Source organism: Micromonospora sp. II (assembly GCF_001709195.1).
GTDB classification, from domain to species: Bacteria; Actinomycetota; Actinomycetes; order Mycobacteriales; family Micromonosporaceae; genus Micromonospora; species Micromonospora chalcea.
In genome coordinates this window covers 43,490-65,351 of the sequence record NZ_LYXF01000021.1, presented here as the reverse complement: position 1 = coordinate 65,351, position 21,862 = coordinate 43,490, and the positions used below count along the sequence as shown (strand labels likewise).

Below are 21,862 nucleotides of genomic sequence, written 5' to 3'. Positions count from 1 at the left end.
GCGAGAGGAGGTGCCCGTGATGCCGGAGACCGTCGAGTCGGTGTTCGCCGGCGTGGTCGCCCGGAACCCGGGAGAGCCCGAGTTCCACCAGGCGGTCCGCGAGGTACTGGAGAGCATCGGTCCGGCCCTGGCCCGGCATCCCGAGTACGCCGAGGTGGTCGAGCGGATCTGCGAGCCCGAGCGGCAGGTCATCTTCCGGGTGCCGTGGGAGGACGACCAGGGCCGGGTACGGGTGAACCGCGGCTTCCGGGTGGAGTTCAACAGCGCGCTCGGCCCGTTCAAGGGCGGGCTGCGCTTCCACCCGTCGGTCTACCTGGGCATCGTGAAGTTCCTCGGCTTCGAGCAGATCTTCAAGAACGCGCTGACCGGCCTGGCGATCGGCGGCGGCAAGGGCGGCGCGGACTTCGACCCGAAGGGTCGCTCCGACCGCGAGGTGATGCGGTTCTGCCAGAGCTTCATGACCGAGCTGTACCGGCACATCGGCCCGCAGACCGACGTGCCGGCCGGGGACATCGGGGTGGGCGGCCGGGAGATCGGCTACCTGTTCGGGCAGTACAAGCGGATCACCAACCGGTACGACGCGGGCGTGCTCACCGGCAAGGGCCTGGCGTACGGGGGCGCGCAGGTGCGCCGGGAGGCGACCGGGTACGGCGCGGTGTTCTTCGCCGACGAGATGCTCCGCCAGGCCGGGGACAGCCTGGAGGGCAAGCGGGTGGTGGTGTCCGGCTCCGGCAACGTGGCCATCTACGCGATCGAGAAGGTGCACCAGCTCGGCGGCACGGTGGTGGCGTGCTCCGACTCCGGCGGCTACGTGGTCGACGAGAAGGGCATCGACCTGGCGTTGCTGCGGGAGCTGAAGGAGCAGCGCCGGGGACGGCTGGCCGAGTACGCCGGGCACGCCCGCAACGCCGTGGCGGTCCCGGACCGCAACGTCTGGGAGGTGCCCTGCGACCTGGCGCTGCCCTGCGCCACGCAGAACGAGATCGGCGGCGCGGAGGCCGCCGCGCTGGTCGCCGGCGGCTGCGTCGCCGTGGTGGAGGGGGCGAACATGCCCACCACGCCGGAGGCGGTGCGGATCCTCGGCCGGGCCGGGGTGCGGTTCGCGCCGGGCAAGGCGGCCAACGCCGGCGGCGTGGCGGTCAGCGGGCTGGAGATGCAGCAGAACGCCAGCCGCGACACGTGGACGTTCGGCGAGTCGGAGCAGCGGCTGCGCGAGATCATGCGGGACGTGCACGACAGGTGCTGGGCGACCGCCGAGGAGTTCGGCCTGCCGGGCGACTACGTGGCCGGGGCGAACATCCAGGGGTTCCGGCGGGTGGCCGAAGCGATGCTGGCGCACGGCGTGGTGTGAGCGGCACGCGGGACGGGCGCTGACCGAGCGGTCGGTCAGTGATTGACAGCTCTCGACGCCCGGCCTAGGTTCAGGGCGCTACCGGCCGGTAGGCATCCGTCCCGCGTCGTCACCCCCGTCCCGGGGTGGCACCGTCCCCCCGGGGAGCAGCGATGCAGCCCTCACCCGTGCGCCGCCGGCTGCTCGCCGTCGGCGTGGCCCTCACGTTGACGCTCGGCCTCACCGGCGCGGCCCCCGCCGCCGCCACCGGACGCGACGACGGCAGCGGCCCGCTGCCCGGCTACACCATCGTCAACCCACCGCTGCCGCCACTTGTCGTCGGCGGCGCCGCCACCACCGTGCGGCAGGGCGTGCACGCCAACGCCGGGTACGTCATCGAGATCCCCGAGCACTGGAACGGCGACCTCGTCATGTGGGCGCACGGCTACCGCGGCCAGGGCACCGAGCTGTCGCCGGAGCCGCCCGGCTTCGACCTGCGGCAGCGCCTGGTGACCCAGGGGTACGCGTGGGCGTCGTCGTCGTACGACCGCAACGGCTACGACGTGCGCTCCGGCGTGCGCAGCACCCGCACCCTGGCCGACCTGTTCAGCCGTACCGTCCGGCGCCCGCACCGGGTGCTGATCGCCGGGGTGTCGATGGGCGGTCACGTCATCGGCCGCTCGCTGGAACAGTACCCGGGCTTCTACGCCGGGGCGCTGCCGATGTGCGGGGTGCTCGGCGACCAGGAGCTGTTCGACTTCTTCCTGGACTACAACCTGGTCGCGCAGGCCCTCGCGGGGGTGCGCGCGTACCCGACGCCGCCCGACTACCTGACCTCGGCGGTGCCCCGGATCCAGGTCACGCTCGGCCTGGCCGGGCTGGCCCCGGGCGGCCCGGACACCACCAACGACCTGGGCAAGCAACTGCGCGCGGTCACCGTGGAGCGCTCCGGTGGGCCGCGGCCGGGCGCCGACGCCGCGTTCGCGGTCTGGAAGGACTTCCTGTTCGGCATCGCGGTCAGCGAGGCGGACGGCTCCCCCGCCCGGCGGCCCGGCCAGCTCGCCACGAACCTGTTCACCAGGTACGCGCCGAACCAGCCGGTCGACCTGAACGCGACGGTGCAGCGGGTCGCGCCGGAGAACCTGCGCCAGCGGCTCTCGCCGAGTCTGACCGAGGTGCCCCGGATCGCCGGGCGGCCCACCGCGCCGGTGCTGAGCCTGCACGGCCTCGGTGACCTGTTCGTGCCGTTCGGCATGGAGCAGGCGTACGCCCGGGACGTGGCCCGGCACGGCCGATCCCGGCTGCTGGTGCAGCGGGCCGTGCGTACCGCGCAGCACTGCGAGTTCAGCCCGGCCGAGGCCGGTGCCGCCTGGGACGACCTGACCCGCTGGGTCCGCACCGGCAAGCGCCCGGCCGGCGACGCGGTCACCGACCGGCGCGCGGTGGCGGCGCCGGACTTCGGCTGCCGGTTCAGCGACCGGGCCGCCCGGGCCGCCGGGGCCGGCACCCGCCCGCTCTATCCGCCCTGCCCGGCTCAGTCCTCCTCGCGGCCGTACCAGCCGCCGCGGTAGACGGTGCCCTGCCGGGCCGACTCCGGCGCCGATTCCGGCGTCGGCGCCGCCTCCGCCGCCAGGGCGCTCCGGCGCGAGCGGCGGACCCGGCTGACCACGAACCAGCAGAACCCGGCGATCACGGCCACGATCACGATCTTCTGGAACGTGCCCGCGTACGCCTCGACCACGTGCCACTGCTCGCCGAGGAAGTACCCGGCGAGCACGAACGTGGTGTTCCAGATCAGGCTGCCCAGCGCGGTGTAGAGCAGGAACACCGGCACCGGCATGCGTTCCACCCCGGCCGGGATGGAGATGAGACTGCGGAAGATCGGAATCATCCGGCCGAAGAACACCGCCTTGACGCCGTGGCGCAGGAACCACGCCTCGGTGCGGTCCACGTCCTCCAGCTTGATCAGCGGCAGCCGCTCGGCCAGGGCGCGCATCCGGTCCCGCCCGAGGGCCGCGCCGATGTAGTAGAGCGCCAGCGCGCCCACGATCGACCCGATCGTGGTCCAGACGATCGCACCGACCAGGCTCATCCTGCCCTGGCTCGCGGTGAAGCCGGCCAGCGGCAGGATCACCTCGCTGGGGATGGGCGGGAACAGGTTCTCCAGCGCCACCGCGAGGCCGGCGCCGGGACCGCCGAGCCGTTCCATCAGGCCGGTGACCCAGCCGGTCACTCCGTCACCGGACGGCTCTGCCGCCCGCGCGGCGCTCACCCGGGGGCCGGCGAGCAGCTGTGCGTTTCCGATCATCCGACCAACGTTACGGGGCGAAGCTGCGGACGACCACGCGTCATGGAAACCATTATCGTGTACGCCATGCGTACGCCGTTGCGGATCGCCGTCGCCCAGCCGCTCACCCGCTCCGGCGACGTCGCGGGCAACGCGGCACGGCACGCCGACGCCGTGCGCGCCGCCGCCGCCCGCGTGGTGGTCTTCCCCGAGATGTCACTGACCGGGTACGAACTGGACGCCGCGCCGCTGGACCCGGACGATCCCCGGCTCGCGCCGCTGCGCGCGGCGTGCGCCGAGACCGGGACGCTGGCGCTGGCCGGCGCGCCGGTGCCCGGACCGCACATCGGGGTGCTCGCGATCGACGCCGAGGGCGTGCGGGTGGCGTACCGGAAGATGTGCCTGGGTGGCGCGGAGCCGCAGCACATGCGGCCGGGCCGGGAGCCGGCGGTGCTCGATGTGGACGGCTGGCGGCTGGGCCTGGCGGTCTGCAAGGACACCGGCACACCGGAGCACGCGGCGGCGACTGTGGCGCTCGGCGCGGACGCCTACCTGGCCGGGGTGCTGGAGTCGGCCGACGACGCGGCGGTGCCCGACGAACGCGCCCGCCGGGTCGCCGCCGCGCACGGCGTGTGGGTGGCGACGGCGAGTTTCGCCGGCTCGACCGGAGGCGGGTACGCGCGCGCCGCGGGTGGTTCGGGGATCTGGTCACCGGCGGGTGAGCCGGTGGCCCGGGCCGGCACGGACGCCGGTGAGGTGGTCACCGCCACGCTGCGGTGACACTCAGCCCTCGTCGCCGCCGCGCAGCCGCTCGTAGCCGTCGAGCAGCTTGCGCAGCGCGGTGGCGGTGACCGGGTCGATCTTCTCGTCCTCGGCCGCGTCGTCGATCTTCTCGCGCAGATCCTCGACCCGCTTCTCCCGGTCCTTCGGCTTGCCCCGGTCCAGATCGGCGACCTTCTTGCGCAGGTCGTCGGCGACCTTGCGCTCGATCAGCCCGATCGACTCGGCCCGGTCGAGCAACTCGTCGAACCGGTCGCCGAGCTGCCGCAGCGTCACCGGTTCGGCCGCCGTCGACGGCGGCGCCGCGCTGCTCGGCTCGGGCGCGGGCGGCTCGGCGGCGCCGGTCGTGGGGCCAGTCGTGGGCGCGGCGGCCGGCGGGGCGCCGGAGCCGTCACCCCACACCAGCGAGCCGACCACCGCGAGCAGCAGCACCACGGCGCCGGCGACCAGCAGCCCGAACAGCCGGTTCGAGGAGACCGCCGGACGCGGCGGCGCGCCGGGACGCCCCGGCGCGACCGGGCGGGCCGTAGCGGCCGGAACCCGCTCGACCAGGGTGGGCGAATGCGTCACCGGCGCCACGGTGGGCAGGATCGCGGTCGGCGGATCCACCGGGCGGCCCGCGCCGAGCCGCTCGGCGAGCCGGGCCGCGCTCGGCCGCCGCGCCGGGTCCACGTCCAGGCAGGCCAGCACCAGGTCGGCGATCTCCGGTGGCAGGCCGGGCACCCGCGGCGGCGGCACCGGCGGCCGGTTGCGCCGCACCTCCAGCACGTCGTCCCAGCTGCGCACCGGCAGCGGGGCCCGGCCGGTGAGGCTGCGGTACAGCAGCACGCCGAGCGCGTACACGTCACCGGCCGGATGCGCCGGGCCCGGGTCGAGGCGTTCCGGGGCGAAGTAGGCGGGGGTGCCCATCAGCAGCACGCCGGTCTGCCCGGTGACCGGATGCGGGCCGGCGGGCGCGGCGATGCCGAAGTCGAGCACCTTCGCGCCGGTCTCGGTGAGCATCACGTTCGCCGGTTTGATGTCGCGGTGCACCACGCCGATGCGGTGCGCCGCGGCCAGCGCCCCGGCGACCTGCCCGGCCGTGCGGACCGCGTCCGGCCAGGCCAGCGGCCCGCCGGCCAGCCGGTCGGCGAGCGTCTGCCCCTCCACCAGCTCCATCACCAGGTACGGGACCACGACGCCGCCCGCAAGCGTCGCCTCGGCGTAGTCGTACACCTGGGTCACGTGCGGGTGGGTCAGCCGCGCCGCCGCGCGGGCCTCGCGCTGGATGACCGCGCGCAGTTGCGGGTCGGCGGCGAGCTGCCCGGCGAGGACCTTGACCGCGACGGGCCGGTGCAGCACCTCGTCGTCGGCGCGCCACACCTCGGACATCCCGCCGAGGCCGATGCGCTCACGCAGGACGTAGCGGTCGTGCAGGCGCAGGGCGGGCGTGAACGGCGACATAATTCACCAGGCTGCCATGCGCGGCACCGGCCGCACCAACCCGCGCCCCCGTTTCGTCCGTGTTCCGGCGTTCTTCCGCCCGAGTCAGGGCTTGCGGGCGACCCCGCCGTACATGCTGACGTCGACCACGGACGGCCGCGGCTCCGGCTCGCCGTCGGCGCGCCACTCGGCCACCGAGCAGATGCCCGGCTCGACCAGTTCGAGGCCGTCGAAGAAGCGTACGACCTCCTCCCGGCTGCGCAGGTTGATCACGCCGTGCGGGCCACCGCCCCGGGCCGCCGCCTTCGCCTCGGCGGCCACCTCCGCCGGAAGGTAGTCGTGGGTGGCGTGCGAGGCGGCCAGGTAACTGCCGGCGGGCAGCGCGTCGAGAAGCGTGTCGACCAGCGCGTACGGGTCTTCGCCGTCGGGCACGAAGTGCAGCACCGCCAGCAGCATCAACGCCACCGGCTGGGACAGGTCGAGCGTGCGGCGCAGGTCCGGGTGGGCCAGGATCCGCTCCGGGTCGCGCAGGTCCGCGTCGAGGTAGGCGGTGACGCCGTCGGCCGAACTGGTCAGCAGCGCGCGGGCGTGGGCCAGCACGATCGGGTCGTTGTCGACGTACACCACCCGGGCGCGCGGGTCGATCGCCTGCGCCACCTCGTGGGTGTTGTCGGCGGTGGGTATGCCGGTGCCGATGTCCAGGAACTGCCGGATGCCCGCCTCACCCGCCAGGTGACGCACCGCGCGGCGCAGGAACCGCCGGTTCTCCAGCGCGCTGATCCGGATGGTCGGGAACCGGGCGGCCATCGCGTCGCCGGAGTCCCGGTCGGCCTGGAAGTTGTCCTTGCCGCCGAGCCAGTAGTTGTACCGGCGGGCGGGGTGCGCCACTGTCGTGTCGATCCGGGCGCCGAGCGGCCCGGAAACGGGCGCCGTCCCTGCTGCGTCGCTGGTCAAGGCCACCTCCACGACTCGGGTCCCACCGTCCACTGTCTCCGGTGCGGATCATGGTACTGCCCGGCGCCGGCCCGGTCAGGCCGGGTACAGCTCGTCGCGGAGGCGGGCCAGCAGCTCACGGGTGCGTTCCGGCGGCGCGGCCTCCACGCACAGCCGTTCCATCGCCTCGGCGTAGAACTCGAGGTCGTCGCGCTTGTCCAGGTAGATCGCGCTGGTCAGCTGCTCGATGTAGACGATGTCCGGCAGGTCCGCGTCGCCGAAGCGCAGGATGCTGAAGGCCCCGCTGGCCGCGGCGTGCCCGCCGGCGGAGAACGGGACGATCTGCAGCCGTACGTGCGGCGCGGCGGTCGCCTCGATCAGCGCGTCCAGCTGCTCGCGCATCACCGCGGCCCCGCCGATCGGGCGGCGCAGCGCCGCCTCGTCGAGCACCGCCCACAACTGCGGCGGGTTGCTGCGGCGCAGCAGCTCCTTGCGCTGCATCCGCAGCTCCACCCGCCGGTCCAGCTCCGCCGCCGACGCGCCGCGGTGCCCGAGCAGGATCACCTGCCGGGCGTACGCGGCGGTCTGCAGCAGCCCGGGCACGAACTGCACCTCGTACGTGCGGATCAGCGCGGCGGCGGCCTCCAGGCCCAGGTACGCCTGGAACCACGCGGGGAGCACGTCACCGTAGCGGTGCCACCAGCCCGGGCTGTTCGCGTCCCGGGCGAGCTTGAGCAGCGACTCGCGCTCGCCGGCGTCGGTCACGCCGTAGAGCGTGAGCAGGTCGGCCACGTCGCGCTCCTTGAAGCCGACCCGGCCCAGCTCCATCCGGCTGATCTTCGACTCGGAGGAGCGGATCTCCCAGCCGGCCGTCTCCCGGCTGACCCCGGCCCTCTCACGGAGTCGCCGCAGCTGCCCACCGAGCAACATGCGCAGCACGGTGGGCCCGCTTGTCGGACCACCCTCGACGGGCACCGTCGCCACCTGACCGCCCTCGCATCCCGACTGCCCCGGCCGGGCGCCCCCCGGCCGACGAGTAAGCATGCCATGAACCGACAGTGAGGTGAACTCCTCCGGAGCGGTTAATCAGTCCCGTGTGCGGGACGGCGGGATCAGGTGGTCGAAGTCGCCGTCGCGCGCGCCGAGCACGAAGGCGGCGATCTCGTCCACTGTGTAGATCAGCGCCGGGCCCTCCGGGTGCCGGGAGTTTCGGACCGCGATTCCGGTGCCACCGGGCAGCTCGGCCAACTCGACGCAGTTGCCGCTGGGGTTGCTGCGACGACTCTTCGACCAGCGCATCGGGGGCAGCTCGGGCACGGGCACACCGTTCGGCGGTTGTTGCATGGGCGTCCTTCGGGATGAGCCAGCCGAGGCCGCGGGGAGGAGCGGTGGGTGGCGACGTCTGTCGACTGAGGAGTGAGATGCACGTGCATCTGCTATTGCATCTGCAATGGACGGAGAGCATGATAGCCGAAACGTACGGTGTGCCGGGTCGCTCACATTCGGTGACCCGAACCCGGCCTCCGGATGCCGCCGCGCGCGGCTAGGGGACTGCGGTGAGGAGGACGCGCGTGCCGGATCCGATGACCGTCGCCTCCGGCATATCCGCCGCGGGGGCCCTCATCTCGGCCTGGCAGTTGCGCCGCCGCGCCGTACGCGCCGAGGCCGAGATCGAGCTGCTCCAGGCCGAACTGGCCGCCGAACGGCACGCGGCCAGCCACGACCCGCTCACCGGCCTGCCCAACCGCCGCGCGTTCTTCCGGCTCGCCGCCACCCTGCTCACCGACCCGGCCGGCCAGCCACTGGTAGCGGTCGTGCTCGACCTGGACAACTTCAAGCAGGTGAACGACCGCTACGGGCACGCCGCCGGCGACCAGGTGCTGATCAGCGTCGCGCAGCGGCTCGCCGCGTTCGCCGGCAACAACCTGGTGGCCCGCCTCGGCGGCGACGAGTTCGCCGGCCTGCTGGCCAGCCCCACGGCCGACCGCCGGTGGATCGAGCACGCCACGCGGCGGCTCTGCGAGGCGCTCGCCGCGCCCATCCCGCTGGGCGCGCGCAGCATCCAGGTCACCGCCTCGGTCGGGCTCGCGCCGGTGCACTGCCCGACGCAGCTCACCGACGCGCTGTGCCGCGCCGACGCCGCCATGTACGAGGCGAAGACGCTTGGCGCGGCCCGCCCGACCCGGCAGCTCGTCGCGGAGTACTGACCCGAGCGGTCAGCGCCAGCCGTAGCCGGCGCGCAGCGCCTGCCCGACCCGGTCGAACCGTGGCCGGTCCAGCACCGCGCCCTCGCGGCGGATGCTGTCCTCGCGCATGGTGAGCACCCGGTCCAGGCGCACCCAGGAGGGCCGGTTGTCCCGGTCCCACTCCCCCGGGCCGAGCGCCAGCCAGTGCCGCTGGCCGTCCCGGTCGCTCTGGCTGGACAGCATCAGCCCGAACAGGGTGCGGCTGTGCCGTCCGACCACCAGCACCGGGCGGTCCTTGCCCTGGCGGGGGTCGTCCTCGTAGGGCACCCACGTCCAGACGATCTCGCCCGGGTCGGCCTGGCCGTCCGGCTCCGGCGCGTACGACAACTCGCGGCGCTGCAGCGCGTTGACCTGGCGGCGGCGCGCGACCTGAGCCGGGATCGGCGCGCCCGTGCGGGGCGGGGCGGGCACAGCCCGGGTGATCCGGCCGAGCCGCGACGCCACGTTCTTCAACAGACCTGCCACGGCGGGCAGCCTATCGGCCGGGGTACGACCGCCCGGGAATCGGGTCGCCCGGTCGGGTGGACGGTGCCGTGCGGGATGCCCCTGTTAATAGGGGGCCCTTCTACTACCGGAGGCGTTAATAAGGGGCCCTTCCTTACGCTGGGGGCGTGCGGCTACCCGATGATCTGCCGGTGTTCGAGCGCAGCGCGGTGCGGCTGGTGGTGCTCGACGCCACCGACCACCTGCTGCTGTTCCACACCCGCGACCCGGACCACCCCGACCTCGGCGTGTGGTGGGAGCTACCCGGCGGCGGGCTGGACCCGGGCGAGACCTACCGGGAGGCGGCGGTCCGCGAACTGCGCGAGGAGACCGGCATCGCGATCGGTCCGGACGAGGTGGGCGCGCCGACGTGGCGGCGGCGGGCCAGCTTCCGGCACCGGCAGCGCCGCCACCTCCAGGACGAGGTGATCGTGGCGGTACGGCTGCCCGGCCCCGGACCGGACGTGGACGAGGCGCTGCGGCTGGACTACGAGGTGGAGGACTACTTCGGGTTCCGCTGGTGGCCGCTGGCCGAGGTGCTCGCCGAGCGGCCGCGCTGCTATCCCGGGCGGCTGCCCGAACTGCTGCCCGCGTTCCTGGCCGGCGAGGAGATCGACGAGCCGTTCGAGCTGTGGTCCTGAGCGCGGGCGTGCCACCCGGCGCGTGAGCGGGCAGAGTGGAGCCGTGACTCCCCTGCACGCACCACTGGCCCGTTACGCCGAGCGGCTGCACCGCGCCGCCGGTGACACCCACCACGTCGCCTCGCCGCTGGGCGCGTGGCTGCTGCTGGCGCTGACCGGCCCGGCCGCCACCGGCGAGACCCGGGCGGCGCTGGCCGAGGCGCTCGACGCCGACCCGGACGACGCCGCCGCGGAGGCCCGGGCGCTGCTCGCCGCGCCGCACCCGATGGTCGCCGCGGCCACCGCGCTGTGGGAGCGCGCTCCGGCGCCGGAGCTGGCCGCGTGGCGGGCCGCGCTGCCGGAGAACACCGAACGCGGCCCGCTGCCCGACCAGGCCACGCTGGACGGCTGGGCCCGGGAGCGTACCGGCGGGCTGATCGACAGCTTCCCCGTCGACGTCACCCCGGACACGCTGCTGCTCCTGGCCAACGCGCTGGCCACCCGCGTGTCGTGGGCCGACCCGTTCGACACCGCCCCCGGCGCGGAGCTGGGCGCGGGCAGCGCCTGGTCGGGCCGGCTGAGCCGGGTGCTGCGTACGCCGCCGTTCGGGCACCGGTGCTGGGTGGCGGCCACCGACCGGGCCGGTGACGTGGCGGCGCACGCGGTGCCGGCCCGCACCGGCGACGACGGCGCGGGAATGCTCGTGGTGTCGGTGGCCGCCGCGCCCGACGTGCCCGCCGCAGACGTGCTGGCCGCCGCACAGGAGCTGGCGAGCGCCGCCGCGCTCCTGCCGGACTCCATGCCGGGCCGCCGGTCGCTGTTCGACCTGCCGCTGGGCGAGACGCCGCTGTGGACGCTGCGGGAGGAGCCGACCCGGACGTACGCGGACGACGGCCGGGAGGAACGCGCCACGGCGGTGCTGCCGTGCTGGTCGGCGCAGAGCCGACACGACCTGACCGCGCCCGGGTTCGGCTTCGACGCGGCGGCGCAGGCACTCGGCGAGCTGCTGGGCCTGGCCGGGCCGGGGTTCGACGCCGCGCAGTCCGCGGTGGCCCGGTTCGGCCGCTACGGCTTCGAGGCCGCCGCGGTGACCGCGTTCGGCCGGGCGACAGCGCTGCCGCCGGAGGGTGTCGCCCGCGTCGCGGAGCTGCGCTTCGGTCACCCGTACGCGGTGGTCGCGGTGACCACCGACCCGGCCGGCGGCCCGTGGCACGCGCTGCCTGTCTACTCCGCCTGGGTGGCCGACCCGGAGGAGTTGCCCGCCGACGAGGCCGGATAGGCGGGAAGCGCGCTCGCGAGCTGGTCCAGTCCCAGCGAGCCGAGTTCCAGCGCCCGGTTGTGGAACGCGCGCCGGTCGCCGGGGAACGCCGCGCGTCCGTCGCGCCACACCCGCTCCCCCACCTTGTAGGTGAGCGCCTGCCCGGGCCGGCCCAGGTACCGGGCCACTTCCAGTGGCGCGTACGGGCCCTGGTGGCAGCGGTCGCGCAGCAGGTCCAGCGCGGCCTGCGGCGTCCACGGCGCGCTGCCCGACGGCATCGGCAGCCGCAGGTGCAGGCCGATGTCGAGCACCACCCGGGCCGCCCGCAGCAACTGCATGAACAGGTGGCCCAGCCGGGCGCCCGGCTGCTCGTAGCGTCCGAGTTCGTCCATCAGCCCTTCGGCGTACAGGGCCCAGCCCTCCTGGGCGCCGGAGAGCCCGCCGAGCAGGTTCAGCCGCTGCCCGGGGCCGCCCCGGCACGCCTCCGAGCCGAGGTGCAGGTGGTGGCCGGGGACGCCCTCGTGGTACGCGGTGCTGTACGCCCACCAGGTCGGGAAGCGCTCCTGACCGTCGGGCAGCAGCCACGAGACCCGGCCCGGCCGGGTCAGGTCCCGCGACGGCGCGATGTAGGCGGTGCCGCCCGACGTGGTGACCCGGGACTCGATGCGGCGCAGCGGCGCGGGGATGTCGAAGTGCGTGCCGTGCATCCGCTCGGTGGTGGCCTCCAGCAGCTCCTGGAGCCAGGCGGCGAACTCGTCCCGGCTGCGCAGCACACCTGGCGCGTCGGGGCGGTCGAGCCGTTGAAGCACCTCGGGCACCGTGCCACCCAGGGCTCTCGCCTCCGCGACCAGGTCCGCCTCGATGGCGGTGAACTCGTCCCAGCCCCACTCGTACAGCTCGCGCAGGTCCGGTTCCGTGCCGAGGAAGGTCCGCACCCAGAGGGCGTACCGCGCCGGGCCGAACGCCTCGTCGTCGCGCGCGAGCGGCGCGAGGTCCGCGGTGAGCGTCGTGGCGAACCTCCGGTACGCCTCCCGCGCGTCCCGCGCCGCCGCCTGCAACGACGCGCGCTGCGGCCCGTCGCCGTAGCGCTGCACGAGCGCCGTGTCCTCGTCGATCCAGGTGCGGCAGCGCTGCGTCACCAGGTCCACCTGGCGTCGTGTGGGCAGGTGACCACGTTCGGCGGCGACCAGCAGGCTGCGGGCGTACCCGTCCAGGGATGCCGGGATCGCGGCCTGGCGCGCGCCGACGCGGGCCCAGCCGTCCTCGTAGGCCGCGCGCCCGGCGTCGCGGCCCGGGACCGCTGATTCGACGCACTGGCGGATGAGCTGGAGCGGGCCGGTGGCCGCGACGTGCAGTTCCCGCAGGTCCTCCCCGGCGTCGTGGAAGGCGATCCGGGCGCGCAGCCGTTCGGCGAGGTGCTCGTGCAGCGGGCTCGGGGCGGGCAGCGCCTCGATCCGGCGCAGGGCGCGCGCGGCGAGATCGGCGCGGGCCTGGTGACCCTCCGGGCTGTAGTCGGTGAGCCCGTCGACGTCCTGCTCACCGGCCTCGACCACCGCCACACACGGATCGAGGCGCCCCATCTCCCGCAGCAGCGTGTCGGTGACGTCCTCGCCCATCGCACCGATGCTACCCCCGGTGATCAAGGAGTTCGTGCCGGCCGGAAGGCCCGGAAAGGACACGAACTCCTTGATCAACCGGATGGGAGGCGAGGTCAGACCGAGACGAGCTCCTTCTTCTCCGCCTTGGCGGCCAGACGCTTCTCACGCTCCTGGGCGCCGATCAGGTCGTCCGGCAGGGAATCCTCCACCTCGATGTCGAAGCGGCGCAGCAGCCGGATCGCGAACCCGCCGAGCGTGACCAGGACCAGCGCCGCGCCGAAACAGATGTACGCGAACCCGATGCCCCGGCCCGGTCCGGTGCCGATCACCGCGCCCACCGTGCCGGCCAGCGCTCCGCCCGGCGCGAGCATCGGCTCGAACAGCGCGGTGGCGCCCGGCGCCAGCAGCGCGAACCCGATCGGCAGCGTGGACCAGGAGATGGTCTGGTTGAGGCTGAACACCCGGCCGTGGAAGCGCTGCGGCACCTTCACCTGGACGATCGTCGCGTAGATCGACTGCGCGGTGGTCATCGACATGGCCAGCCAGCAGAACCCGACGCAGATCATCGCCACCGAGGCGTCCAGGCCGATCAGCATGCAGCCGATCGCGGTGCCCAGGTTGCCGATCAGCACGCCGATCATGCGGCGCTTGCGCGGCCCGCCCCACAGCGACATGAGGATGCCGCCGAGCACCGCGCCGACCGCCTCGGCCAGCGCGACCTGGGCGACCTGGGTGGGGCTGCCGAACGACAGCACCAACGGGGTTATCAGCACCAGCGCGGGCGCCAGGAAGATGTTGCCCAGCGCGAAGTAGCCGAGCATCAGCCGGAATCCGCGGTGCCGCCAGGAGTAGCGCATGCCGTTGGCGATGGCCACCAGCAGCCGCTCCCGGGGCCGCCAGCCGAGCGCGTCCGGGAAGCGGACCACGGCGAGCGTGAGCACCGCGAGCACGTAGCTGGCCACGTCGACGAGCAGGATGCCCTTCAGGTCGATGGTGGCGAGCAGGCCGGCCGCGAACGCCGGCATGAGCAGCGTGGCCACACCGGTGGACAGCTGGGTGATGCCCATGGCGTGCCCGAGGTAGCGCTTGGGCACCAGCTGCGGCACCGCCGACTGGAACGCGATCCGCTGGAACGATCCGGCCACCGAACTCAGCGCCACCAGCAGGTAGATGTGCCAGAGCACCAGGTTGTCGGTCCACAGCAGGCTGGCCAGCACCAGCTGGATGGAGCCGGCGAAGCAGCTGGCCGTCATCATGATCCGGCGGCGGCTGACCCGGTCCACCAGCGCGCCGGCCACCGGCAGCATGAGCACGCCGCAGATCAGCGCCAGCGCCCACAGCAGACCGAGGTCGGCCACCGAGCCGGTGCGGTTGAACAGCCAGATCGGCAGCGCGAACGCGGTCAGCGCGGAGCCGGTGCTGGAGACGAGCTGCCCGACCGTGATGGCCAGGAAGCGGCCCATGCTCGGCTTGACCGCGGTGCTGGCCTTGCGGGCCACGCCCACGCGCAGCGTGTCCGCCACCGCCCAGCCGGCGTCCTCACCCCGCGCCTGCGGGCTCAGCGCGCCGATGTCACCGGCGACCACCGCCGGGTGCGCCTGCGTGACGATCTCGGCCAGCTCCTCGGCGCGGTACTTCAGGAAGAAGTGACCTGCCTGGTCGAGCACGACCAGCCCGAGCGTGTCGCTGAGGAACTGCCACTCGGTGTACCGCTCGCGGTAGTAGTCGGTAACCGGGTCCTCGGAGCCGACCACCGAGATGATCGGCGCGCGCAGCTTCGTCGCCTGCTTGTCCAGCAGCCGGGTGAAGTACTCCTCCGAGGCGCGGGAGTCGGCCCGCATGTTGCTGATGATCCGGTCGGCCTGCTCCGGGTCCAGCTCGTCGGTGTCCACGCCCATCGACTTGAGCCAGCTCGCGTAGTGCTTGTTGCTGCGCAGTTGCTCCAGCTTGTTGCGGGCCGCCGAGAAGACGCCCTTGGGGCGGGCGAACGGGAACATCGCGCCGATGTAGACGGCCTCCAGGTCCCGGCCGGCCGCCTCGACCTTGCGGGCCACCTCGGCGACGATCGCGCTGCCCACGCCGCAGTGGCCGTACAGGGCGATCGGTCCCTCGACCCGCTCCAGGATCTCGTCGGCGACCCGGCTGGTCAGCTCCTCGAACGGCAGCGCGTCCTCGGTGAGGCCGACGTCGTGGCCGGGGATGGCCAGCGACCACAGCCCGTACCCGGCCGGCAGCGCGTCGGCCAGCGGCTGGTAGACGATGGCGCTGCCGCCGCCGTACGGCACGCAGACGTACGTCAGCACCCGCTTGCCCGCCGGGATCGGCTTGGTCAGCTCGTAGAGCAGCCGGCGCGGCCCCTCCTGGGCGGCGTCGCCGGAGATGAACGCGGCCAGGTCGCGGATGGTGCGCTGCTGGAACAGGTCCATCACGCCGACCGCCCGGCCGCCCAGCTCCGCCTTGCGGATCTTCGCGACCACCTGGGTGGCGAGCATCGAGTGCCCGCCCAGGTCGAAGAAGTCGTCGTCGATGCCGAGCGTGTCCACGCCGAGCACCTCGGACCAGATCGCGGCCAGCGCCCGCTCGGTGTCGTCGCGCGGCTCGACCAGCGCCACCGACGCCTCGCGGGTGACCACCGGCGCGGGCAGCGCCTTGCGGTCCAGCTTGCCGTTCGGGGTCAGCGGCAGCGCGTCGAGCGTGACGAACGCGGCCGGCACCATGTACTCGGGCAGCGTGTCCTTCAGCGCCGCCTTCAGCCCGGCGTGCTCGGCCGCCCCCACCAGGTACGCGGTGAGCCGCTTGTCGCCCGGGCTGTCCTCGCGGACGATCACCGTCGCCTCGGTGACGCCCGGCTGGTCGCGCAGCGCGCTCTCGATCTCGCCCAGCTCGATGCGCAGGCCGCGCAGCTTGACCTGGTGGTCGATGCGGCCCAGGAACTCGATCACCCCGGCGCCGTCCGGGCCGATCACCCAGCGGGCCAGGTCGCCGGTGCGGTAGAGGCGGGCGCCCGGCTCGGCGGAGAACGGGTCGGGGACGAACTTCTCCGCGGTCAGCGCCGGCCGGCGGTGGTAGCCGCGGGCCAGCCCGACACCGCCGATGTGCAGCTCGCCGGCCACCCCGACCGGGCACTGCGCGCCGGACGGGTCGAGCACGTGCAGCCGCAGGTTGGCGATCGGCGCGCCGATCGGCACGCTGGTCACCTGCGCGAGCCGGTCCGGCTCGCACGCCCAGGCGGTCACGTCGATGGCCGCCTCGGTCGGGCCGTACAGGTTGTGCAGGCCGCACCAGGGCAGCCGGGCGGTGAAGTCGGCCGCCGAGGCCAGCGGCAGCTCCTCGCCGGAGCAGATCACCCGGCGCAGCGCGGTGGCCGCCTCCACGCCGTCCTCGGCGAGGAAGACCGTCAGCATCGACGGGACGAAGTGGGCGGTGGTGATCCGCTCGGACACCAGCAGGTCACGCAGGTAGCCGGCGTCCTTGTGACCGCCCGGCTTGGCCAGCACCAGGCGCGCGCCGGTGCGCAGCGGCCAGAAGAACTCCCACACCGACACGTCGAAGCTCGCCGGGGTCTTCTGGAGCACCGCGTCGTCGGCGCCGAGGCGGTACGTCTTCTGCATCCAGTCGAGCCGGTTGACGATGCCCCGGTGCGTGTTCGGCACGCCCTTCGGGCGGCCGGTGGAGCCGGAGGTGTAGATGACGTACGCCAGGTGCTCCGGTCCGGCGGCCGGCGCCGGATCGGTGTCGGGCTGACCGCTCCACACGGTGGCGTCGTCCAGTTCGAGTACCGTGGCGCCGGTGTCCGGCAGCACGTCGCGCAGGTGCGACTGGACCAGCACCACCGGCGCGTCCGCGTCGCCGACCATGAACGCGAGCCGGTCGGCCGGGTACTCCGGGTCCAGCGGCAGGTACGCGCCGCCCGCCTTGAGCACGCCGAGCAGGCCGGCGACCAGTTCCACCGAGCGTTCCGCGCAGACCCCGACCAGGGTCTCCGGGCCGACGCCGGCCGCGCGCAGCCGGTGCGCGACGCGGTTGGCCTGCGCGTTCAGCTCGGCGTACGTGCGGCTGTGGCCGTCGATGGTGACCGCCACCGCGTCCGGGGTGGCCGCGGCGCGCTCCTCGATCGGGCCGTGCAGCGTCTCGGCGCGCGGGAAGTCCGCGCTGGTGTCGTTCCAGGCGGCCAGCAGCTCCCGCTCGGCGGCGGGCAGCAGGGGCAGCCGGGAGACCGGGGTGTCCGGCGCGGCGACGACCGCGTCCAGCAGGGCGGTCCACCGCTGCGCCATCCGCTCCACGGTGGCCCGGTCAAACAGGTCGGTGTTGAAGACCAGCTTGCCCCAGAGCCCGTCGACGGTCTCGACCGCGTGCAGCTCGAAGTCGAACCGGGTGGCCCGCAACTCCATCGGGTTCCAGGTGAACGTGACCTCGTCGGTACGGGACACGCCGGTGAACCGGCCCATCTCGTAGTTCTGCAGCACGAACATGGCCTGGAACACCGGGGAGCGGCTGACGTCGCGCGGCAGGCCCAGCTCGTGGACCACCTTGGCGAACGGCACCTCGGCGTGCTCGAAACCGTCGAGCACGGTGCGGCGGGTGCGCTCCAGCAGCTCGGCGAAGGTCGGGTCGTCGCCCAGGTCGGCGCGCAGCGGCAGCATGTTGATGAACATGCCGACGAGGTTCTCCAGCTCCGGCGCGGACCGTCCGGCGACCGACGCGCCGATGGCGAAGTCGTCCTGGCCGGAGTGCCGGGCCAGCAGCACCTGGTACGCGGCGAGCAACGTCATGAACAGCGTGCCGCCGCTGTCGCGGGTGAGCGTGTTGAGCGCCTCGGTGGCGGCCGGGTCGAGCTGGAACTCGACGAAGTCGCCCCGGTAGGTCTGGGTGGCCGGGCGGGGCCGGTCCAGCGGCAGTTCCAGCGGGGTGATGCCGGCCAGCCGCTGCTTCCAGTAGTCGACGTGCGCCCGCGCCTGCGGGCCGTCCAGCTCCTGGGCCTCCCAGACGGCGAAGTCGCCGTACTGGATCGGCAGGGCGGGCGGCTCGCCGCCCCGGTAGAGCGTGATCAGGTCACGCAGCAGCACGTCCACCGACCAGCCGTCGCCGACGATGTGGTGCTGGGCCAGGAACAGCACGTGGTCGTCGGCGGCGAGCCGGATCAGCAGGGCCCGAAGCAGCGGCCCCTCGGCGAGGTCGAACGGCTCGGCCGCCGCCGCCTCGACCAGCGCCTGCGCGGCGGCCTCGTCGGGCGCGTCCACCACCGTCAGCGGCACGTCCGCGGTGTCCGCGATCACCACCGTGGGGCGGCCGTCGGAGTCGGCCGGGAAGCGGGTGCGCTGCGACTCGTGCCGGTCCGCGAGCGCGGTCAGGGCGGCGCGCAGCGCGTCCACGTCGAGCCGTCCGCACACCCGCAGCGGCACCGCGATGTGGTACGCCGCCTCGCCCGGGGCGATCTGGTCCATGAACCAGACCCGCTCCTGGGCGTAGGACAGCGGCACCTCGGCGCCGGCCGGGCGGGGGGTGATCCGGGCCGCGGTTGCGGTCTGGCGGGCGCGTAGCCGTCGGGCGATCAGCGCCTGCCGGGCCGCCTCGCGGGCCGGATCCTTCAGGTCGGTCATCAGTTGGTTCCCTCTTCCGCCGCGAGCAGCGCGGCGACCTCGGTGTCGGAGAGACCGTCGAGCTCGGCGGCGATCCGCTGTTCGATCTGGGCGGCCAGGTCCGCCACCACGGGGCTGCTGAACAGCGCCCGCATGGGCAGCTCCACGTCCACCTCGGCGCGGATGCGGGCCATCGCCCGCATGCCGCGCAGCGAGTTGCCACCGAGGGCGAAGAAGTCGTCGTGCGCGCCGACCTTCTCCACCTGGAGGATGTCGGCGTACACCTCGGCGACCAGGGCCTCGGCCTCGGTGCGGGGCGCGACGTAGCTGTCCTGCGCCGTCTCGGCCGTCGCCGGGGCGGGCAGCGCGGCGCGGTCCAGCTTGCCGTTCGGGGTCAGCGGCAGCGCGTCCAGCCGGACCAGGGCGGCCGGCACCAGGTGCGCCGGCAGCTCGCGGGCCAGTTCGGCGCGGACCGAGTCCTCGTGGGCCGGGCCCACCAGGTAGCCGACGAGCATCGGCTCGCCGCCGTCGGCGCGGACCGCCGCGGCGGCGGCCCGTACGTCCGGGTGGGCCAGCAGCGCCGCCTCGACCTCGCCCAGCTCGATCCGCATGCCGCGCACCTTGACCTGGTCGTCGCGGCGGCCCAGGTAGTCCAGCGTGCCGTCGGCGCGCCAGCGGGCCAGGTCGCCGGTGGCGTACATCCGGGTGCCGGGCGGGCCGTACGGGCAGGGCAGGAACCGCTCGGCGGTCAGGCCGGGCCGCTCGTGGTAGCCGCGGGCGAGCTGCGTGCCGGTGACGTACAGCTCCCCCACCACGCCCGGCGGCACCGGGCGCAGCGCGGTGTCGAGCAGCAGCGCCCGGGTGTTCCAGGTGGGCGTGCCGATCGGCACCGGGCCGGACGCGACCGGCTCGCCGGGGGCGATGCGGGCCGCGACGCAGCCCACAGTGGCCTCGGTCGGGCCGTACTCGTTGATCACCGCCACGTCGGGGTGCGCCGCCCGCCAGGCGGCGAGCTGCTCCCCGGTCAGCGCCTCGCCGCCGATGACCAGGTCGGTCGTCGGTGACAGCTCGCCGTCGAGCAGCGGCAGGTGGCTCGGCGTGACCTTGAGGAAGGTCGGCCGCCCACCGGCGCGGGCGGCGGGCTCGTCGATCGCGGCGAGCCGTACCGTGCCGCCTGCGGTGAGCGTGCCGAGCAGGCCGGTGACGGTGAGGTCGAACGAGGCCGGCGAGTGCAGCAGCGCCACCCCGGAAAGCCCCGGGTAGGTGGCCCGGGCCCAGGCCAGGTACGCGGTCACCGCCCGGTGCTCGACCACCACGCCCTTGGGCCGGCCGGTGGAGCCGGAGGTGTAGAGCACGTACGCGGGGTGTTCGGGGCGCAGCGGGGCGACCCGGTCGGCGTCGGTGAGGTCGTCGCCGGGCTGGTCGGAGCCGACCTCTCCGTCGAGCACCAGCGCGTCGCCGGGCACCAGGGCGGCGGTGTCCGGGTCGGCCACCACCAGCGCGGGCGCGGCGTCGGTGAGCAGGTACGCGATCCGCCCGGCCGGGTACGTGGTGTCCACCGGCACGTACGCGGCGCCGGCCTTCAGCACGGCGAGCATCGCCACGACGAGGTCGCAGGAGCGGGGCAGGGCCAGCGCGACCCGGGTCTCCGGGCCGGCCCCGCGCGTCACCAGCAGCCGGGCCAGCCGGTTCGCGGCGGTGTTCAGCTCGGCGTAGCGCAGCGTCGCGCCGTCGCAGACCAGCGCCGGCTCGTCCGGGGTGGCGGCGGCCTGCCGCTGCACCTCGTCGACCACAGTGGTCGCCGGCACGTCGTGGGCGGTGTCGTTCCAGGCGCCCAGCACCAGGTCATGTTCGTCGTCGGTGAGCAGCGGCAGCGCGGCGACGGTGCGCTGCGGCTCGGCGACGGCGGCGGCGAGCAGCCGCACGTAGCGGCGCACCACCGCCTCGGCGGTCTCCCGGTCGAACAGCTCGGTCCGGTAGACCAGGCGGCACTCCCCGGTGGTGATGTCGAAGGCCAGGTCGTCCTTCGTGGTGCCCAGCTCCACCGGGTCGAGGCCGGAGTCCGGGATCCAGTTCAGGGCGGTCTGGAAGATCGGCTGCACCGACGGGTCCCGCTGCGGGTCGACCGCCTCGACGATCTTCTGGAACGGCGCCTGGCCGTGCTCCATGGCGTCGATCAGGCCGTTGCGGATCCGGCCGAGCAGCGCCGCGAACGCCGGGTCGCCGGAGACGTCGCAGCGCAGCGCCACCGGGTTGACGAACATGCCGATCAGCGGCGCCAGCTCCGGGTTGTCGCGGCCCGCGGTGGCCACCCCCACCACCACGTCGGTGTCGCCGGAGATCCGCGACAGCAGCGCCGCGAAACCGGCCAGCAGCACCATGTACGGGGTGGCCTGCGCGCCGGTGGCCAGCGTGCCGATCCGGTCCAGCAGCCCGTCGGGCAGCGTGAAGCGCACCTCGTCACCGGCGAACCCGAGCTGGCCCGGACGGGGCCGGTCCAGCGGCAGGCCGATCACCGGCGGCGCTCCGGCCAGGTGGCCGGTCCAGAAGGCGAGCTGCCGGTCCAGTTCCTCGCCGGTGAGCTGCTGGCGCTGCCAGACCGCGAAGTCGGCGTACTGGATGGGCAGCTCGGGCACGGCGGGCTCGGCGCCGGTGCGCGCGGCCTCGCAGAACGCGACCAGTTCGTGGTGGAACAGCACCGCCGAGTGGCTGTCGAAGACGGCGTGGTGCGCCACGAACGCCAGCGCGAGCCCGTCCTCCATGCGGATCAGCCGGGCCCGCCACAGCGGCGCGGCGTCCATCGGGATCGGGGCGCGCGCCATCTCGCCGCGGATCCGCTCGAACTCGCCGCGCTGCTCACCGGCGGGCAGATGGGTGACGTCGGTGACGGGCAGCGGCGCCGGTTCGTGGGCGCGCACGACCTGCACCAGCGCGCCGTCGTCGACCCGCAGGTGGGTACGCAGCGCCTCGTGCCGGGCGATCACCCGGTTGACCACGTCGCCGGCCGTCTCGGCGTCCACGTCGGCGGGGAACATCCACGGGAAGGAGACGTTGAACACCGGCGACCCGGCGTCGAGCTGGTTGGCCATCCACACCCGCTCCTGGGCGTAGGAGGCCGGGAACGTCCACTCCTGGGTCATGAGAGGGCCTCGCGCACCGAGCGGGGACGCATGTCGGTCCAGACCTCGTCCACGTGGGCCAGGCACTCCTCGCGGCTGCCGGCGAAGCCGGTGTCGTGCCAGCCGGCGGGCAGCTCGCGGTCGGCCGACCAGATCGAGTACTGCTCCTCGTCGTTGCGGACGACCAGGAATCGGGATTCGGCCATG

The 21,862-nt window shown here is 74.1% G+C and carries 16 protein-coding genes; 6 read left to right on the top strand and 10 right to left on the bottom strand.

The annotated features are described in order from the left end of the window. The first annotated feature begins 19 nt into the window (after positions 1-19). Positions 20-1,351, top strand: a complete 1,332-nt coding sequence (gene gdhA, locus A8711_RS11630) for an NADP-specific glutamate dehydrogenase (RefSeq protein WP_064446516.1) — start codon at positions 20-22, stop codon at positions 1,349-1,351. A gap of 152 nt (positions 1,352-1,503) precedes the next feature. Continuing rightward, the gene (locus A8711_RS11625; RefSeq protein WP_069088205.1) at positions 1,504-2,901 is read left to right on the top strand and encodes an alpha/beta hydrolase; all 1,398 of its coding nucleotides are present in this window, start codon (positions 1,504-1,506) and stop codon (positions 2,899-2,901) included. Here A8711_RS11625 and A8711_RS11620 read toward each other — a convergent pair. After that, positions 2,865-3,638 (bottom strand): DedA family protein, encoded by a 774-nt coding sequence (locus tag A8711_RS11620; RefSeq protein ID WP_069088204.1) that lies wholly within the window; start codon positions 3,636-3,638, stop codon positions 2,865-2,867. The genes A8711_RS11625 and A8711_RS11620 overlap by 37 nt on opposite strands. 66 nt (positions 3,639-3,704) lie before the next feature. On the opposite strand from A8711_RS11620, the gene A8711_RS11615 reads away from it, so the two are divergent. Then, a complete protein-coding gene (locus A8711_RS11615; RefSeq protein ID WP_069088213.1) occupies positions 3,705-4,397 on the top strand; it encodes a carbon-nitrogen hydrolase family protein in 693 nt (230 codons plus the stop codon). Between the two features lie 3 nt (positions 4,398-4,400). On the opposite strand, the gene A8711_RS11610 is transcribed toward A8711_RS11615, so the two are convergent. The 4 genes from A8711_RS11610 to A8711_RS11595 form a co-directional block, all read right to left on the bottom strand. Then, a complete protein-coding gene (locus A8711_RS11610) occupies positions 4,401-5,840 on the bottom strand; it encodes a serine/threonine-protein kinase (RefSeq protein ID WP_069088203.1) in 1,440 nt (479 codons plus the stop codon). A gap of 84 nt (positions 5,841-5,924) precedes the next feature. Next, the gene (locus A8711_RS11605) at positions 5,925-6,773 is read right to left on the bottom strand and encodes an SAM-dependent methyltransferase (RefSeq protein WP_069088212.1); all 849 of its coding nucleotides are present in this window, start codon (positions 6,771-6,773) and stop codon (positions 5,925-5,927) included. Positions 6,774-6,848: 75 nt separating this feature from the next. After that, positions 6,849-7,736, bottom strand: coding sequence for a helix-turn-helix transcriptional regulator (locus A8711_RS11600; RefSeq protein WP_043324606.1), 888 nt, complete (start codon positions 7,734-7,736; stop codon positions 6,849-6,851). A 102-nt stretch (positions 7,737-7,838) separates the two neighbouring features. Then, entirely contained in the window at positions 7,839-8,096 is a 258-nt protein-coding gene (locus A8711_RS11595; protein WP_030502645.1) for a DUF397 domain-containing protein, read from the bottom strand. Positions 8,097-8,323: 227 nt separating this feature from the next. Between A8711_RS11595 and A8711_RS11590 the strand changes: the two genes are divergently transcribed. Further along, a complete protein-coding gene (locus A8711_RS11590) occupies positions 8,324-8,959 on the top strand; it encodes a GGDEF domain-containing protein (protein ID WP_043324610.1) in 636 nt (211 codons plus the stop codon). A 9-nt stretch (positions 8,960-8,968) separates the two neighbouring features. Here the strand turns inward: A8711_RS11590 and A8711_RS11585 are convergent, their stop codons facing one another. Next, positions 8,969-9,463, bottom strand: coding sequence for a type II toxin-antitoxin system PemK/MazF family toxin (locus A8711_RS11585; protein WP_069088202.1), 495 nt, complete (start codon positions 9,461-9,463; stop codon positions 8,969-8,971). A 146-nt stretch (positions 9,464-9,609) separates the two neighbouring features. Between A8711_RS11585 and A8711_RS11580 the strand changes: the two genes are divergently transcribed. Then, positions 9,610-10,122 (top strand): NUDIX hydrolase, encoded by a 513-nt coding sequence (locus A8711_RS11580; protein ID WP_043324617.1) that lies wholly within the window; start codon positions 9,610-9,612, stop codon positions 10,120-10,122. A 43-nt stretch (positions 10,123-10,165) separates the two neighbouring features. Continuing rightward, complete coding sequence (locus A8711_RS11575) at positions 10,166-11,380, top strand: hypothetical protein (RefSeq protein ID WP_069088201.1); 1,215 nt, start codon at positions 10,166-10,168, stop codon at positions 11,378-11,380. Here the strand turns inward: A8711_RS11575 and A8711_RS11570 are convergent. From A8711_RS11570 to A8711_RS11555, 4 genes are all read right to left on the bottom strand, one after another. Further along, positions 11,326-12,975: a DUF885 domain-containing protein gene (locus A8711_RS11570; protein ID WP_069088200.1), complete on the bottom strand. Its 1,650-nt coding sequence runs from the start codon at positions 12,973-12,975 to the stop codon at positions 11,326-11,328. The genes A8711_RS11575 and A8711_RS11570 overlap by 55 nt on opposite strands. 95 nt (positions 12,976-13,070) lie before the next feature. Then, positions 13,071-18,557 (bottom strand): non-ribosomal peptide synthetase/MFS transporter, encoded by a 5,487-nt coding sequence (locus tag A8711_RS11565; RefSeq protein ID WP_069088199.1) that lies wholly within the window; start codon positions 18,555-18,557, stop codon positions 13,071-13,073. Beyond that, positions 18,557-21,676, bottom strand: coding sequence for a non-ribosomal peptide synthetase (locus A8711_RS11560; protein WP_069088198.1), 3,120 nt, complete (start codon positions 21,674-21,676; stop codon positions 18,557-18,559). The genes A8711_RS11565 and A8711_RS11560 overlap by 1 nt, the downstream gene beginning before the upstream one ends. Beyond that, positions 21,673-21,861 (bottom strand): MbtH family NRPS accessory protein, encoded by a 189-nt coding sequence (locus A8711_RS11555; protein WP_043324625.1) that lies wholly within the window; start codon positions 21,859-21,861, stop codon positions 21,673-21,675. The genes A8711_RS11560 and A8711_RS11555 overlap by 4 nt, the downstream gene beginning before the upstream one ends. Between the last annotated feature and the right edge of the window lies 1 nt (position 21,862).